This window comes from Parabacteroides sp. KHUB-02 (assembly GCF_056640955.1).
This window is the reverse complement of record NZ_JBWQEV010000001.1, coordinates 2,031,837-2,046,521: the sequence shown is the minus strand read 5'-3', so window position 1 is coordinate 2,046,521 and position 14,685 is coordinate 2,031,837. Positions and strand designations below refer to the sequence as shown.

At 45.8% G+C, this 14,685-nt stretch carries 12 protein-coding genes; 8 read left to right on the top strand and 4 right to left on the bottom strand.

The genetic code is table 11. From position 1 onward, the window contains the following. Positions 1–273: 273 nt before the first annotated feature. The 4 genes from ACYIA1_RS08900 (at position 274) to ACYIA1_RS08885 (ending at position 3,586) form a co-directional block, all read left to right on the top strand. Positions 274–576, top strand: coding sequence for a helix-turn-helix transcriptional regulator (locus tag ACYIA1_RS08900; RefSeq protein ID WP_005865121.1), 303 nt, complete (start codon positions 274–276; stop codon positions 574–576). Positions 577–825: 249 nt separating this feature from the next. Next, entirely contained in the window at positions 826–1,821 is a 996-nt protein-coding gene (locus ACYIA1_RS08895; RefSeq protein WP_480335061.1) for a TRAP transporter substrate-binding protein, read from the top strand. Continuing rightward, a complete protein-coding gene (locus tag ACYIA1_RS08890; RefSeq protein ID WP_048927709.1) occupies positions 1,805–2,275 on the top strand; it encodes a TRAP transporter small permease in 471 nt (156 codons plus the stop codon). The genes ACYIA1_RS08895 and ACYIA1_RS08890 overlap by 17 nt, the downstream gene beginning before the upstream one ends. A 12-nt stretch (positions 2,276–2,287) precedes the next feature. Then, on the top strand, positions 2,288–3,586 hold the full coding sequence (locus ACYIA1_RS08885; RefSeq protein WP_008780864.1) for a TRAP transporter large permease: 1,299 nt from the start codon (positions 2,288–2,290) through the stop codon (positions 3,584–3,586). A 178-nt stretch (positions 3,587–3,764) separates the two neighbouring features. Here ACYIA1_RS08885 and uxuA read toward each other — a convergent pair whose 3' ends face one another. The 4 genes from uxuA to ACYIA1_RS08865 all read right to left on the bottom strand — a co-directional run bounded on the left by uxuA (position 3,765) and on the right by ACYIA1_RS08865 (position 7,560). Beyond that, positions 3,765–4,943 (bottom strand): mannonate dehydratase, encoded by a 1,179-nt coding sequence (gene uxuA, locus ACYIA1_RS08880; protein WP_413640047.1) that lies wholly within the window; start codon positions 4,941–4,943, stop codon positions 3,765–3,767. 82 nt (positions 4,944–5,025) lie between these two features. Further along, positions 5,026–5,838 (bottom strand): SDR family oxidoreductase, encoded by an 813-nt coding sequence (locus ACYIA1_RS08875; RefSeq protein ID WP_005855387.1) that lies wholly within the window; start codon positions 5,836–5,838, stop codon positions 5,026–5,028. Continuing rightward, positions 5,838–6,899: a LacI family DNA-binding transcriptional regulator gene (locus ACYIA1_RS08870; RefSeq protein ID WP_008771620.1), complete on the bottom strand. Its 1,062-nt coding sequence runs from the start codon at positions 6,897–6,899 to the stop codon at positions 5,838–5,840. The genes ACYIA1_RS08875 and ACYIA1_RS08870 overlap by 1 nt, the downstream gene beginning before the upstream one ends. Before the next feature lie 34 nt (positions 6,900–6,933). Further along, positions 6,934–7,560 (bottom strand): DUF7847 domain-containing protein, encoded by a 627-nt coding sequence (locus ACYIA1_RS08865; RefSeq protein WP_008771621.1) that lies wholly within the window; start codon positions 7,558–7,560, stop codon positions 6,934–6,936. A 300-nt stretch (positions 7,561–7,860) separates the two neighbouring features. Between ACYIA1_RS08865 and ACYIA1_RS08860 the strand changes: the two genes are divergently transcribed. Genes ACYIA1_RS08860 through lpxA form a run of 4 tightly spaced genes read left to right on the top strand, consistent with a single transcriptional unit; the run spans position 7,861 to position 14,533 of the window. Then, positions 7,861–9,072 carry an efflux RND transporter periplasmic adaptor subunit gene (locus ACYIA1_RS08860; protein ID WP_005865137.1) on the top strand — a complete coding sequence of 404 codons (1,212 nt, stop codon included), beginning with the start codon at positions 7,861–7,863 and terminating at the stop codon, positions 9,070–9,072. 53 nt (positions 9,073–9,125) lie between these two features. After that, positions 9,126–12,347, top strand: coding sequence for an efflux RND transporter permease subunit (locus ACYIA1_RS08855; RefSeq protein ID WP_146375555.1), 3,222 nt, complete (start codon positions 9,126–9,128; stop codon positions 12,345–12,347). A 3-nt stretch (positions 12,348–12,350) separates the two neighbouring features. Further along, on the top strand, positions 12,351–13,742 hold the full coding sequence (locus tag ACYIA1_RS08850; protein ID WP_005865140.1) for a TolC family protein: 1,392 nt from the start codon (positions 12,351–12,353) through the stop codon (positions 13,740–13,742). A gap of 23 nt (positions 13,743–13,765) precedes the next feature. After that, a complete protein-coding gene (gene lpxA, locus ACYIA1_RS08845; protein WP_480335056.1) occupies positions 13,766–14,533 on the top strand; it encodes an acyl-ACP--UDP-N-acetylglucosamine O-acyltransferase in 768 nt (255 codons plus the stop codon). Positions 14,534–14,685 lie beyond the last annotated feature (152 nt).

Below are 14,685 nucleotides of genomic sequence, written 5' to 3'. Positions count from 1 at the left end.
TTGAGGGGACTAGTTTGTCTCTTTGGTCAGAGAGGATGACGATATTGTATTTGCTGGTATTTCTCTAAACTGAAAACGACCAATTTAAAGTACACAGAGAAATAGACAATGCGAATACACCTGTATTTGGTGTGTTCCTTTGCCTTATTTCTGTTGTGTACAAGGCATTTGGTCGTGCCGCAGTTTGACGGGTTTAAGGTAAAGTGTAACACACCTTTTCTCAGATGTGGGTTTATTTATGAGATAAGATTACCTTAAAAACGGCTTTTGTATATGAAAGAACAAAAGGAGATACATATCGGTTCGTTAATAAAAGAGAAAATGGAAGAGCGGGGACTTTCGGTTTCCGATTTTGCCCATGCGTTGCATTATGAACGTACCAATATTTATAAGATATTTAAGCGAAGCAGTATTGATGTTGATTTGTTACTGCGTATATCGGAAGTCTTAGCCTATGATTTCTTGCGGGAGGTGTATTTAGCAGACGAACCCCGGCGATATTCAATCACTATAGAAGCGGACAAGGAAGATATAGAGGAGATCCGTAAATGGCTGTTAGAGAAAAGGCGTGAATAAGTTTCACGCTTTCGTGAAATAAGATCACGGTCGATATAAGACCGGTCACTTTGATTGTTTCTACATTTGACCGTCTCGATGTTTCATCATAACATTAGAGAAATAGGTTAAATCAAGGCCGTGCTCTTCTTGTTCCGTATGTGAATATAGGCAGGAAGAAAGCGGCCACTTTTTTCTTCTGTGTACGTGCACAATTCGATTATTTCCTTTATATTTGTCGATAAACAACGAATTGTTAACATTTCTAATATGAAAGTTCTAAAGACCGCCCTGCTATTCCTGATGTGCGTATCTTTCTCCTTCTCCTGTAAGGAAGGGGTAAAGGAAGTAAGGGTGCTGAAACTGGCACACGGATTGCCCCCCAGCCATTCCGTCCATTTAGGATTGCTCTATATGAACGAGCGTCTGAAAGAGTTGTCCGGAGGAAAGATGAGCATGGATATTTATTCTTCCGCTCAATTGGGGTCCGAAAATCAATGTATAGAGTTGCTTCAAATAGGAAGTCTCGATATCACGAAAGTTTCCTCCGCCGCGTTGGAAGGATTTGCCGATCCGTTTAAGGTATTTGGCATACCTTATCTATTCCGTTCCCGTGAGCAGTTTTTCGAGGTGTTGGATGGTTCGGTAGGTAAACAGATATTGGGATCAACGGAACCTTATTGGTTTAGGGGACTCGCTTATTTTGACTCGGGGGCCCGTAGCTTTTATACGGTAAACAAGCGGATTCGTACTCCCGAGGATCTGAAAGGACTGAAGATCCGTGTGCAAAAGAGCCCGATAGCCGTGGAGATGATGAAGACATTCGGTGGTTCGGCTACTCCCGTGGATTGGGGTGAATTGTATACGGCCTTACAAAGTAATGTCGTGGATGGAGCCGAGAATAATACGCCTTCCGTGACAACAGCGTTCCATCATGAGGTGGTAAAATACTATTCAGTCAATGAGCACACGATGTGTCCGGACGTGATCATCATTAGCTTGGCTACTTGGCAGAAGCTGACGGAACAAGAACGTAATTGGCTGCGACAGGCCGCTGACGCCGCCGCTATTTATCAACGGAAACTTTGGGCGGAGCAAGAGAAGCAATCGCTAGAGGAGATGGAAGCGCATGGCGTAGAGATTATTTACCCGGATAAGCAGCCGTTTATGGATGCCGCCGCCCCGATGATCGAGCGGTTTAAGAATGATCCGGTTTTTCATGATTTAATAGATCAAATGCAGAATACCCATGAGAAAGATAATTGATAAAGGATTGGAGCTATCGTTGATTTTCTTGATGGCTTTCTTGGTCGTGGATGTGCTATGGCAGGTATTAAGCCGGTATATTCTGGTTTCCCCGAGTTCCGTGACGGATGAATTGGCCGGATATTTATTGATCTGGGTGGGATTGTTGGGGGCCGCTTATGTATCCGGTAAAAATGAGCATCTAGCGATCGATTTATTGCTTCAACATATGCGTCCTTCCCGCAGAAAGCTCTTGCGATTGTTTATCTTCTTGATCGTATTTTTATTCGCTGTATTTGTATTGATCGTAGGAGGGGCTTGGCTGGTATACACTCGTTTTCATTTGGGAGTTACTTCGGCTTCCTTAGAGATTAATTTAGGATATGTGTATTTGGCATTGCCGCTAGGGGGATTGCTTACCGCTTATTATGCGATAGATAACGCAATCACCTTATTTCGTTCCTCTAATTCTTAAAAGACTGATGATATGGATATTATAGGTATACTCGTATTAGTGATAAGTTTCTTTTTCCTGCTGGTGGTCGGGGTTCCGGTAGCGTATAGCATCGGCGTGGCGGGTATATTGACGATGCTCGTGAATATAGACTCGCTTCCCGCCCTTACGACTTATGCGATGCGTATGGCTTCGGGTCTGGACAGTTTCGCTCTGTTGGCGATCCCGTTTTTTATATTGGCGGGGAATATCATGAATAGCGGAGGTATCGCCTTGCGCTTGATCGATTTCGCTAAAGTGCTGGTCGGACGGTTACCCGGAGGACTGGCGGTGGTCAATGTCGTGGCGAATATGTTATTCGGGGCGATCAGTGGCTCTGCCGCCGCCGCTGCCTCTGCTATCGGGAGTATTATGACACCGGAGATGAAAAAGGCCGGTTACGATCCGAATTTCAGTGCCGCCGTAAATATCTCTTCCGCCACTACCGGCATGACGATACCTCCGAGTAATGTCTTGATCGTTTACTCCTTGGCGAGTGGTGGAGTCTCTGTATCCGCCTTGTTTATGGCTGGTTATCTACCGGGAATTCTTACGGGAGTGGCGATCATGATCGTAGCCGCTATGTTTGCCGCACGAAAGGGGTATCCGGTTGGCGTACGTGTTCCGTTCTCGGAGGCGACAAGGGTATTTTTCAGGGCGATCCCTAGTTTGATGCTATTGGTGATCGTGATCGGAGGAATCTTGGCGGGATTGTTTACGGCTACCGAGGCTTCGGCGATCGCTGTACTGTATGCGTTAATCCTCTCTTTTATCTATAAAGAACTTACTTGGGCTAAATTGCCGCAAGTGTTATTGCGATCGGCCAAGACTACGGCTATCGTCCTTCTTTTGGTGGCGACCTGTACGGGTTTATCTTGGATCATGAGTTATGAGAATATTCCTCAGACGGTAAGTGCCGCTTTGCTAAGTATAAGCGACAATCCGGTGGTCATCTTGATACTTATCAACGTGATCCTATTGATTGTCGGGATCTTTATGGACATGACGCCCGCTGTCTTGATCTTTACCCCGATCTTCCTGCCGATAGCGACGGGGCAATTGGGGATGGACCCGGTACATTTCGGGATCATGATGGTATTGAACCTTTGTGTGGGATTGTGTACGCCACCGGTGGGTTCGGTATTGTTTATCGGATGTAGCGTAGCGGGGACAAAGATCGATCAGGTGATCCGTCCGTTGCTGCCGATGTTCGCGGCGATGGTTATCGTCTTGTTCTTGGTGGCCTTCTTGCCGGATTTAAGTTTATTGATTCCCCGGTTGTTCGGTTTGTGATGTTCCCCCATAGGGGCGAGGTAGCCTTGTGCTATAAATAGGGCAGTACTCTGTACGAAGTATTCCAGTACTTACGTGCTGAGTACCGCAATACTTCGTACAGAGTACTGTAGTACTTTAGCCACAGTACTGCGGTACTTCGTACACAGTACTGTGCTAACTGTAAGACGCTGTCTTTTTAATGTCCTTTGAACAGGGATAAGGCGATACCCATCTCCAATCCCCGTAGCTCGGCCAGACCCCGTAAACGTCCGATGCAGGAGTAGCCCGGGTTGGTTTTCTTCTTTAGGTCGTCTATCATTTGATGTCCATGATCCGGTCGCATGGCGATGGAGCATTGGCGGCGTTGTTGCAATTCCAGTAAGGCTTTCATGACACCGTACATATCCACATCGCCTTCCAGATGGTTCGCCTCGAAGAAATTACCCTCCGAGTCTCGTTGCGTGCTGCGGAAATGAACGAAATCGATCCGATCCCCGTAACGTTCCATGATCCCGGCCAAGTCGTTATCACTTCTGACACCGAAAGAACCTGTGCATAGGCAAAGCCCGTTGCTAGGATTCGGCACGGCCTCTATTAACTTCCGGAAATCATCTTCCGTGCTCAAGATACGGGGAAGCCCGAGAATGGAATAGGGGGGATCATCCGGATGGATAACGAGCTTGACACCGGCCTCGTCCGCCACGGGAACTATTTCCCGTAAGAAATAGATCAGGTTCGAGCGAAGTCTCTCCGCGTCGATATCTTTATAACGGTCTAACGCTTCCCTAAACTGCTCGATCGTAAAAGTCTCTTCCGAGCCGGGTAGTCCGGCGATCATATTGCGAACCAACAGCTGGCGGTCTTCCTCGCTCATAGCGTCATAGCGTGCCTTGGCTTTCGCCTTGTCCGCCTCCGTATATTCGGCTTCCGCCGCCGGTCGTTTCAATATAAATAAGTCGAACGCCATAAAAGCCGCGCGTTCAAAGCGCAAGGCTTTGGAACCATCCGGCATCGTATAAGCCAAATCGGTACGAGTCCAGTCCAATACCGGCATGAAGTTGTAAGTAACTACCCGGATATCGCAAGCTCCCAGATTACGGATGCTTTGTTTGTAGTTTTCTATATAGGTTTGAAAATCCCCGGTTTGCGTCTTGATATGCTCGTGTACGGGCACACTCTCAACCACACTCCACCGTAATCCGGCGGATTCGATCAAGGCTTTCCGCTTTTGAATCTCTTCCGTAGTCCAAACTTCCCCGTTCGGGATATGGTGCAACGCATTTACGATACCGGTGGCACCCGCCTGACGGATGTCCCAAAGGCTGACAGGATCATTCGGTCCGTACCAACGCCAAGTTTGCTCACATAGATACATAATGAATAATTTTTAAATTTATCAATGTGCCAATATGCCAATGCGGTTTGATGCATGGCTGGTTGGCACATTGGCACATTATTTAGATGGAGAAAGCGTCGAAACCTCCGTCTATGGGGATCACGGTACCGGTTACGAATGCGGAGGCGTCGCTCGCCAGCCATTGTAAAGTACCGAGTAACTCCTCCGGTTTTCCTAAGCGGCGGAACGGCGTGTGCGCGACGATCGTGTTGCAACGATCACTAGGTGATCCATCCGGATTGCTCATCAATGCCCGGTTCTGCTCGGTAAGGAAGAATCCCGGTGCCATGGCGTTTACTCGCAGGCCCTCTCCGAATTTAATCGCTAGCTCCCCGGCCATGTATTGCGTGAAATTGTTGATAGCGGCTTTCGCACATCCATAGCCAACCACACGAGTCAATGGGCGTAGGGACGATTCGGACGAGATGTTAATAATGCTTCCTTTCCCTTGTCCCACCATGACCTCGGCGAAGACCATTGTCGGCAGTACGGTCCCGAATAAGTTCAGGTCCACGACCGTCCGGAAAGCATCGATATCCAGATCAAAGATCGTCTTGTCGGGAGGAATCGTCGCTCCGGCTTGGTTACCACCCGCCAAATTGACTAAAACATCAATCTTCCCATATGCTTTCAATATCTCTTGCTTGTTTTGCTCCAGCAAGGCTTTATCCAGTACGTTTGAAACCAAGAATAAGGCCTCGCCCCCTTCCGCTTTAATCTCATTGACCAAGGCAGATCCTTTTTGCTCGTTTCGTCCGAGGATTACGACATACGCGCCTTCTCTCGCCAAGTGCTTGGCCATGCAGGCTCCTAATATACCATAGCCTCCGGTCAACAAAATCACTTTCTCTTTTACGCTAAATAAGGAGTTCATCAGATATAATTATTGTAGTATTGTATATTTTCCTTTACCAAGATATCAATCGGCATATAATTGACAGGCTCTATTTTCTCCTTAAGGATCAGATGCCTGAAAAGTGCCTTGATACAATGATATCCTTGTACCTCGGGTCGCTGGGCGATCAAATGCGTGATCAAGCCGTTTTCCAGATAACGGACATTCGGTTCTATCACATCGTAGCCAAGAAGTTTGAAAGGATAGTCCGGCCGTTCGCTACTTAGATAATCTCCAAGGAAATGGGCCCTCGAATTAAAGATGATACCGATTCTTACTTGAGGATATTTGTCGAAGAAAGTATTCAGTAGTCTCGTATTCTCTTCTCGGTCATCTGCGTGCACATGCAGCAAATGAATCTTTCCCTTGAATGAGGTATTGGCGAGATAATCTCGGAATCCTTCCTCTCGCTTCTGCACTTGCGTAGAACATGAATCCCCCTTACGGGTGAAACGGAAAATCACTAGATCGTCCTCTTCACGGATTTGCTCGAATAAAAGGCGTCCCGCTATATACCCCGAATCATATGAATGCGTTCCGTAGTAAGAGATACAATTCGTGTGGTCGATAAAAGAATCGATTAATATATAAGGAATACCTTTCTGGTCTAGCCGCTGGGTCAAGGTCAAGACACTTTGCTTGAATAATGTAGCGATGATAACCCCTTGGCAATCCGCGGTCTCAATCTTCGGGATTAATTCGTCGAAACTGTTACTATCGTATTGGTCAAAATAGATTTGCTCGACATCTATATTATAGCTAAACAATTCCCGTTCCGCTTTCTCGATCCCTTGGCTTAGTTTCGCCCAGTATTCCCCTTCATGGAAAGAAGGGATCAAAGCGATGAAATGATATTTTTTCTTCAACGCTAAAGAACGGGCTATCAGATTTGGTTGATAGTCAATTTCTTTTAAGACTTTCTCCACCTTTTTCCGTGCATCCTCCGATACCTTTCCCCGCTCATGTAAAATGCGGTCTACCGTACCGGTTGATACGCCGGATAATTCGGCGATATCTTTTATCCTGTAATTTTTATTCATGGTATAGATTGTAGTGTGTATTCGTCCTCTCTGCTTATTCGAGTATTTGAAGAGGAGTGTTCAATTTACGGAAAACGTAGCCATACATCATATAGATAAGAGGAACGGCGACGAAAATTCCGATACCGAATAAAATACATCCTAATATCATGATACCGATCATAACCAACGCCAGAATGAACAGAGGCAATACTTGTCCTTTCGTTATCTCCCAGCTTTTATGCAAAGACTCGATAATCCCGGCGTTTTCCTCGATAATAAAGGCTTGGAAGAACTGAAGGCGCAATGCCAGATAAATACCGGGGATGATAAAAAATAAGAAACCCGCCAATACGACAAATCCCGTGATAAGACTCGCTAGAAAGTAGGTGATGATATTCTTTGTCTGTTGTCCATATGCGGAAAACTGAGGTTCTTCCCCATCCAACGCCTGAAATATATTTTTCATATATCCTAAGGAGAAAATAATGGAGAATAACGCACTGATCACGTTTACGATGATTTTACCGATAATAGAACTTTGCATGGGCATAGCGAACGCTGTCAGCGTGAAAGACAAGATACAATATCCGATTAATAATCCGGCTAATATCCATAGCTGCGACTTCGTTCCCTTCCATGCGGTACTGAATACTTCTGATATTATAAATTTAGGCTCCATAATATATAATATTTGTTTATTGTGTGTGGACACAAATGTAAAATATATTGTTGAAAAAAACAATTTTATTTTCGTTTGAAACCAAAAGAGATGTATTTCAACAGGCGCTTCCTTTTAAGTGCTATTAATTTAGGTGAAAAAGATAAGTAGGAAACAGAAATCGTGTAAAAAGTTTCTACATTTGTAGGATGAAACGACGAGTAAAGACCCTATTGTGTGAATAGATGTGAAAGATCTCCACTTGGGTTAGAAAGAGAAGGTAACTGAAAAACAGCCTTGAATATATAATTATATACAAATATGGATAAACGAATGCTGAAAATTACGATTACTCAGTTAAGGCAGATCGCATTGTTTGCGGTTGGTATGTCTTTATTAACTGCCTGTGGAAACAGTCAGAGTGGTATGAAATTAGGGGATGCTGAGTTCGCTGTGATGGCGGTCAATTCAACGACTAGCGACCAAACAACATCCTATCCGGCTACCATCAAAGGTACGCAGGATATCGAAGTCCGTCCTCAAGTTTCTGGATTTATCGTGAAATTATGTGTGGATGAGGGAGCTACGGTTCGTAAAGGACAGGCGTTGTTCCAAATTGATCCTACGCAGTACGCTGCTGCGGTAGGTCAGGCTAAGGCCGCGGTCGAGATGGCGAAGGCAAACGTAAGCACTTTAACATTGACCGAGAGGAATAAGAAGACTTTGTTTGATCAGAAAATCATCAGTGATTTCGAGTATCAAACAGCCGTGAACCAGCTGATGTCGGCAAAAGCGAGCTTGGCGCAGGCAGAGGCTCAATTGGTGAGCGCTAACCAGAACTTATCTTTCTGTACGGTTACAAGTCCCTCGAACGGTGTTGTCGGTACATTCCCGTATCGTGTAGGTAGCTTGGTAAGCGCTTCGATCGCTCAACCGCTGACTACCGTATCTGAGATCGGTGATATGTATGTGTATTTCTCTATGACGGAAAAGGAGTTATTGGCATTGACGAAAGCCGGTGGTACCTTGAAAGAGCAATTAGAGAAGATGCCGGCCGTAAGACTGCAATTGGCGGATGGCTCTACGTACCATCATGAGGGTAAGATTGATGCCGTGAGCGGTGTTATCGATCAATCTACCGGTTCTGTAAGCATGCGTGCTATTTTCTCTAACGAGGGAAATGTCTTACGAAGCGGTGGTACTGGTAATATTATCTTCCCGTATACGATGAACGATATCATTACGATCCCTCAATCGGCTACCGTGGAGATCCAGGATAAGAAGTTCGTATTTGTATTGCAGCCTGATAATACCGTGAAGAATACCGAGATCAAGGTTTCCAATTTGAATGATGGCAAAAATTATTTAGTGACGGGAGGTTTGAAGTCCGGTGATAAGATTGTCGTGGAAGGCGTACAGATCTTGAAAGACGGCCAGGAAATCCAGCCGATTACTCGTGAGCAACAAAAGGCAAAGTACGATCAGGCCTTGAAAGACCAGCATGACGGTAATTTGCAGACTGCTTTTAATTAATAGGTATATAGAATAAGACAAATATTCGCTTTTGTCGAGTAAAAACGAAAGATATGAAATTAGATAGATTTATAAACCGCCCGGTGCTCTCCACGGTGATTTCCATCTTGATTGTCATCTTGGGTTTCCTAGGCTTGATTTCCTTGCCGGTTACCCAATATCCGGATATCGCCCCTCCAACCGTTTCGGTAAGGGCAACTTATACGGGTGCCAATGCGCAAACGGTATTGAATAGTGTGATCGCGCCTTTGGAAGACCAGATCAATGGTGTTGAGAACATGATGTATATGAGTTCCAATGCCTCTAATAATGGTTCTGCGGATATCTCCATTTATTTTAAGCAAGGAACGGATCCGGATATGGCGGCTGTCAATGTGCAGAACCGTGTATCTATGGCACAAGGTTTGTTGCCTGCCGAGGTAACGCAGATTGGTGTGACGACCCAGAAACGTCAGAACTCAATGTTGTTGGTTTTCTCCGTATATGCGGAAGATGATCGTTATGACTCAGAGTTTCTTGAGAATTACGCGAAGATTAACTTGATCCCGGAAGTCCAGCGTGTGCCGGGTGTCGGTGATGCCAACGTGTTGGGTACGGACTACTCCATGCGTATTTGGTTGAAGCCGGATGTGATGGCCCAATATAAATTAAGTCCGAGCGACGTAACCGTTGCCTTGTCTGAACAGAACGTAGAGGCCGCTCCGGGTTCGTTCGGCGAACAAGGAAATCAGTCTTTCCAATATACGATCCGCTATAAAGGACGTTTGCAAGAGGCTAATGAGTTTGAGCAGATTGTTGTAAAGGCTTTGCCGGATGGTGAGGTCTTGCGTTTGAAAGATATCGCCGATATCGAGTTGGGGCGTTTGACTTACAACTTTATCAACCGTGTAAATGGTCACGACGCCGTTACCTGTATCGTTTACCAGATGCCGGGAACCAACGCTACGGAAACAATTAGTAACATTGAAACCTTGCTGGAGGAAACTCAGTTGACAATGCCTCCCGGAATGAAGGTGAATATTTCCATGAATGCCAATGACTTCTTGTTCGCTTCTATCCATGAGGTAATCAAGACTTTGTTGGAGGCGTTCGTATTGGTGTTTATCGTGGTATATGTGTTCTTGCAGGATTTGCGTTCTACGTTGATTCCGGCTATCGCTATCCCGGTTGCCTTGATCGGTACCTTCTTTATGTTATCCTTGATCGGATTTAGTATCAACTTGTTGACTCTTTGTGCTATGGTGCTTGCCATCGCTATTGTGGTCGATGATGCGATCGTCGTCGTCGAGGGTGTCCATGCCAAGTTGGACCAAGGGTACAAGTCGGCGAAACTCGCTTCTATCGATGCCATGAGTGAGTTGGGTGGCGCTATCGTCTCCATTACGTTGGTCATGATGTCCGTGTTTATTCCCGTAAGTTTCATGGGAGGTACGGCCGGTACGTTCTATCGCCAGTTCGGTCTGACGATGGCGATCGCTATCGGTTTGTCCGCTTTGAACGCCTTGACATTGAGTCCCGCCTTGTGTGCGATATTCCTGAAACCGCATGATGAGGAGCATAAAGAAAAGAAAACGACATTTATTTCCCGTTTCCATACCTCATTCAATGCGGCTTACGATTCTTTGCTAGCTAAGTATAAGAAGCAGGTCGTGTTCTTTATCCAGAAGAAATGGCTTTCATTCGGTATTGTCGCCGGTTGTATCGCCGTATTGGTATTCTTGATGCAGGTTACGCCTACCGGTATGGTGCCGAACGAGGATACGGGTACGATCATGGGTGCCGTTACGTTACCACCGGGAACTTCCCAGGAGCGTACCTATGAGGTGATGAATAAGGTCGATAGTTTGATCGCTGCGGATCCGGCGGTAGAGTCGCGTACGGCGGTTGTCGGTTTTAGCTTCATCGGTGGTCAGGGACCTTCTTACGGTTCATTCATCATCAAGCTGAAAGATTGGGAGGAGCGTTCTATGATGCAAAATTCCGATATCGTATATGGTAGCTTGTTCATGCGTGCCCAAAAGATCGTAAAGGACGCTCAAGTATTGTTCTTTACGCCTCCTATGATCCCCGGTTACTCAGCGTCCAGTGATATTGAGTTGAATATGCAGGATAAGACCGGAGGTAATTTGGATCGTTTCTTTGATATCTCCAAGGAATATATGGCTGCTTTGACGGCACGTCCGGAGATCAAGTCCGCTCAAACTACGTTTAACCCGAACTTCCCGCAATACGAGATCGATATCGATGCCGCCGCATGTAAGAAGGCCGGTATCAGTCCGAAGGATATCCTGTCTACCTTGCAGGGATATTATGGTGGTTTATATGCCTCTAACTTCAACCGTTTCGGTAAGATGTACCGTGTAATGGTGCAAGCGGATCCTGATTTGCGTAAGAATATGGAGTCCATGAAGAACATCAAGGTGAAGAGTGGAAACGAAATGGCTCCGATTTCCCAGTTTATTACGATGAAGAAGGTATATGGCCCGGATATCATCAGTCGTTTCAATATGTATACCGCCATCAAGGTCATGGTTGCCCCGGCGGATGGTTATACCAGTGGTCAGGCGTTGAAAGCGATTGACGAGGTGGCTAAGACAACGCTTCCGGCAGGTTTCGACTATGAGTTAGGTGGTATGGCACGTGAGGAGGCAAGTACGAGTGGCAGTACGACGGCTTTGATCTTCTTGCTGTGTTTCGTATTCGTTTACTTGCTGTTGAGTGCGCAGTATGAGAGTTACATCCTTCCTTTGTCCGTATTGCTCTCCGTGCCGTTCGGTTTGATGGGTAGCTTCTTGTTCGTCCAAGGTTGGGCCGCTTTGGGAAATATCCCGGCGTTGAAGATGATCGTAGGAACCATGTCTAACAATATCTATATGCAGATCGCCTTGATCATGTTGGTAGGTTTGTTGGCGAAGAACGCTATCTTGATCGTAGAGTTCGCTTTGGAACGTCGTCGTATGGGTATGAGTATCACATGGGCTGCCGTATTAGGAGCCGCCGCCCGTTTGCGTCCGATCTTGATGACCTCATTGGCGATGGTGGTCGGATTGTTGCCTATGATGTTCGCGTTCGGAGTAGGAGCGCACGGTAACCGTACATTGGGTACAGCGGCTATCGGCGGTATGTTCATCGGTATGATCTTCCAGATCTTTATTGTTCCGGTTTTGTTCGTGGTATTCCAGTACTTACAGGAGAAATTCAAGCCGATCGAATGGGAAGATTTGGATAACAGCGATATGAGTACGGAAATAGAACAGTACGCTAAAATAAAATAAGAGATGACAATGAAGAAACAAATTATATATATGGTATGTGCGACTGCTTTGTTAAGCAGTTGCCATATCTATAAGGCATACGAGCGTCCGGATTCCATCGATGCGACGGGAATTTATCGTGATCCGGTTTCCGAGACTGATACATTAGCCTCCGCGGATACGACCAATATGGGAAACCTTCCTTGGAAGGAAGTTTTTCGTGATCCGAAGTTACAGGCGTTAATTGAGGAGGGATTAGCTAATAATGTAGATATGCAGGCAGCCGTTCTTCGGGTAGAGGAAGCGAAAGTATTGTTGACTTCCGCCCGTCTGTCTTTCTTGCCTTCTATTAATTTCGCTCCCCAAGGGACGATTACATCGATTGGAAATAGCGAATACGTAAAGGCTTACTCAACGCCTTTGGCCGCTAGCTGGGAGGTTGACCTATTCGGAAAGCTCTTGAACGCGAGCCGTGGCCAAAAAGCTTCCTACTTACAGAGCCAGTATTCAAGACAGGCCGTGCGCTCTCAATTGATCGGTGGTATAGCGAATACTTATTATACCTTGTTGATGCTTGATCGGCAGGTGGAAATTACCGCTAAGACGGTTGATATCTATAAAGAGAATGTTCGTGTCATGGAGGCTATGAAGATAGCGGGTATGGCTACCGAGGCTGCCGTGACGCAAATGCGTGCCGCTTACCATCAGGTTTCCGGCTCGTTGATCGAGTTGGAGAGTCAGGTGCGTAGCGTGGAAAACTCATTGTCCGTGTTATTGGCTAAGGCCCCTCAACAGATTGATCGGGGTACTTTGGAGGAACAAGTAATGCCGGAGGATATCATGGTGGGTGTACCTTTGCAATTGTTGGAGAATCGTCCGGACGTGAAGATCGCGGAGATGACACTTGCTAGTGCCTATTATACGACGAACAAAGCCCGTGCCGCTTTTTATCCGGGATTGAATATCACGGCGACAGCGGGCTGGACGAATGGTTCAGGCATCTCTGTCGCCAATCCGGGCCAATTTATGTTTCAAGCTTTGGCTTCGTTGGCCCAACCGATTTTCAACAATGGTAAGTTGGTCGCTAACTTGAAGGTATCGAAGGCAGAAGAGAAGATCGCTCAAATGAATTATCAGCAGACAATTCTGGAAGCAGGTAAGGAGGTGAGTGATGCTTTACATCAGTATGATGCCACGAGCAAGAAGCTTGTCCAAGATAGAGCGCAGATCGAGCAGCTAGAGAAAGCGGTGGCTTATACCAGTGCCTTGTTCCAGTCGGCTCAATCTACTTATTTGGAAATCCTTTCCGCCCAGCAGAGCCTCTTGAGTGCTCAGTTGACGGAAGTGTCCGACAATGTGCAACGTATGCAAGCGGTTGTCAGTTTATACAGTGCCATCGGTGGTGGTAGAGAATAATAACCTTTAAATGTAGTAAAGTTATGATTAGTCCATTAGCATATGTAGATTCAAGCGCAAAGATCGGGAAGAACGTTACGATTCATCCTTTTGCGTACATTGATAAGAACGTGGAGATCGGGGATGATTGCGAGATCATGCCTCATGCCAGCTTGATGAGCGGTACACGCATGGGAAATCGCAACCGTGTATTTAACGGAGCTGTTATCGCTGCTGAGCCTCAGGATTTCTTTTATAAGGGAGGTGATACGATCGCCGTAATCGGAGATGACAACGTGATTCGTGAGAATGTGGTGATTAACCGTTCCTCGACAGCGGAAGGACGTACTAGTATCGGTAATGGTAATTTCTTGCATGAGGGGGTACATGTTTCTCATGATACACGGATCGGAAACCGTAGTGTATTCGGCTATGGTAGTAAGATTTCCGGAAATTGTATCTTGGAAGATTATGTGATCTTCGGAGGCAATGTATTGATGAGCCAAGGATCCCGGGTTGGGGCTTGGGCGATGATTCAAACCGGCTGTCGTTTCCGTAAGGATATACCTCCTTTTATCGTAGCGGCTCAAGAGCCTACCACGTATTATGGCGTGAACTCTTTCATCATGTCTCATGAGGGATTCAGTGAAAAGATTATCAAGCACATCAGTCATGCGTACCGGATCATCTTCCAAGGAAACAGCAGCCTTACGGATGCCTTGTTAATGATAAAGGATCAGGTTCCGATGAGTAAGGAGATCCAACATATTATAGATTTCGTTGGTGAGTCTAAATTAGGTATTGTCAAATAAATACCAATAACAAACGATAGGTAAAAGCCGAAGGAAATTATTTCCTCCGGCTTTTTTTATATAATGGAAGGACGGTTTGGTTAATAATGTTTGTTAAATAATGGTAAACGTGCAGCATTTGTCTCTTTTTAAGTGTCTTACTAATAAGACAA

Bases quoted from the DNA above. Each gene is read 5' to 3' on its own strand.
- ACYIA1_RS08900 (WP_005865121.1), top strand. From the start codon at position 274: ATGAAAGAACAAAAGGAGATACATATCGGTTCGTTAATAAAAGAGAAA.
- ACYIA1_RS08895 (WP_480335061.1), top strand. From the start codon at position 826: ATGAAAGTTCTAAAGACCGCCCTGCTATTCCTGATGTGCGTATCTTTC.
- ACYIA1_RS08890 (WP_048927709.1), top strand. From the start codon at position 1,805: ATGAGAAAGATAATTGATAAAGGATTGGAGCTATCGTTGATTTTCTTG.
- ACYIA1_RS08885 (WP_008780864.1), top strand. From the start codon at position 2,288: ATGGATATTATAGGTATACTCGTATTAGTGATAAGTTTCTTTTTCCTG.
- uxuA (WP_413640047.1), bottom strand. From the start codon at position 4,943: ATGTATCTATGTGAGCAAACTTGGCGTTGGTACGGACCGAATGATCCT.
- ACYIA1_RS08875 (WP_005855387.1), bottom strand. From the start codon at position 5,838: ATGAACTCCTTATTTAGCGTAAAAGAGAAAGTGATTTTGTTGACCGGA.
- ACYIA1_RS08870 (WP_008771620.1), bottom strand. From the start codon at position 6,899: ATGAATAAAAATTACAGGATAAAAGATATCGCCGAATTATCCGGCGTA.
- ACYIA1_RS08865 (WP_008771621.1), bottom strand. From the start codon at position 7,560: ATGGAGCCTAAATTTATAATATCAGAAGTATTCAGTACCGCATGGAAG.
- ACYIA1_RS08860 (WP_005865137.1), top strand. From the start codon at position 7,861: ATGGATAAACGAATGCTGAAAATTACGATTACTCAGTTAAGGCAGATC.
- ACYIA1_RS08855 (WP_146375555.1), top strand. From the start codon at position 9,126: ATGAAATTAGATAGATTTATAAACCGCCCGGTGCTCTCCACGGTGATT.
- ACYIA1_RS08850 (WP_005865140.1), top strand. From the start codon at position 12,351: ATGACAATGAAGAAACAAATTATATATATGGTATGTGCGACTGCTTTG.
- lpxA (WP_480335056.1), top strand. From the start codon at position 13,766: ATGATTAGTCCATTAGCATATGTAGATTCAAGCGCAAAGATCGGGAAG.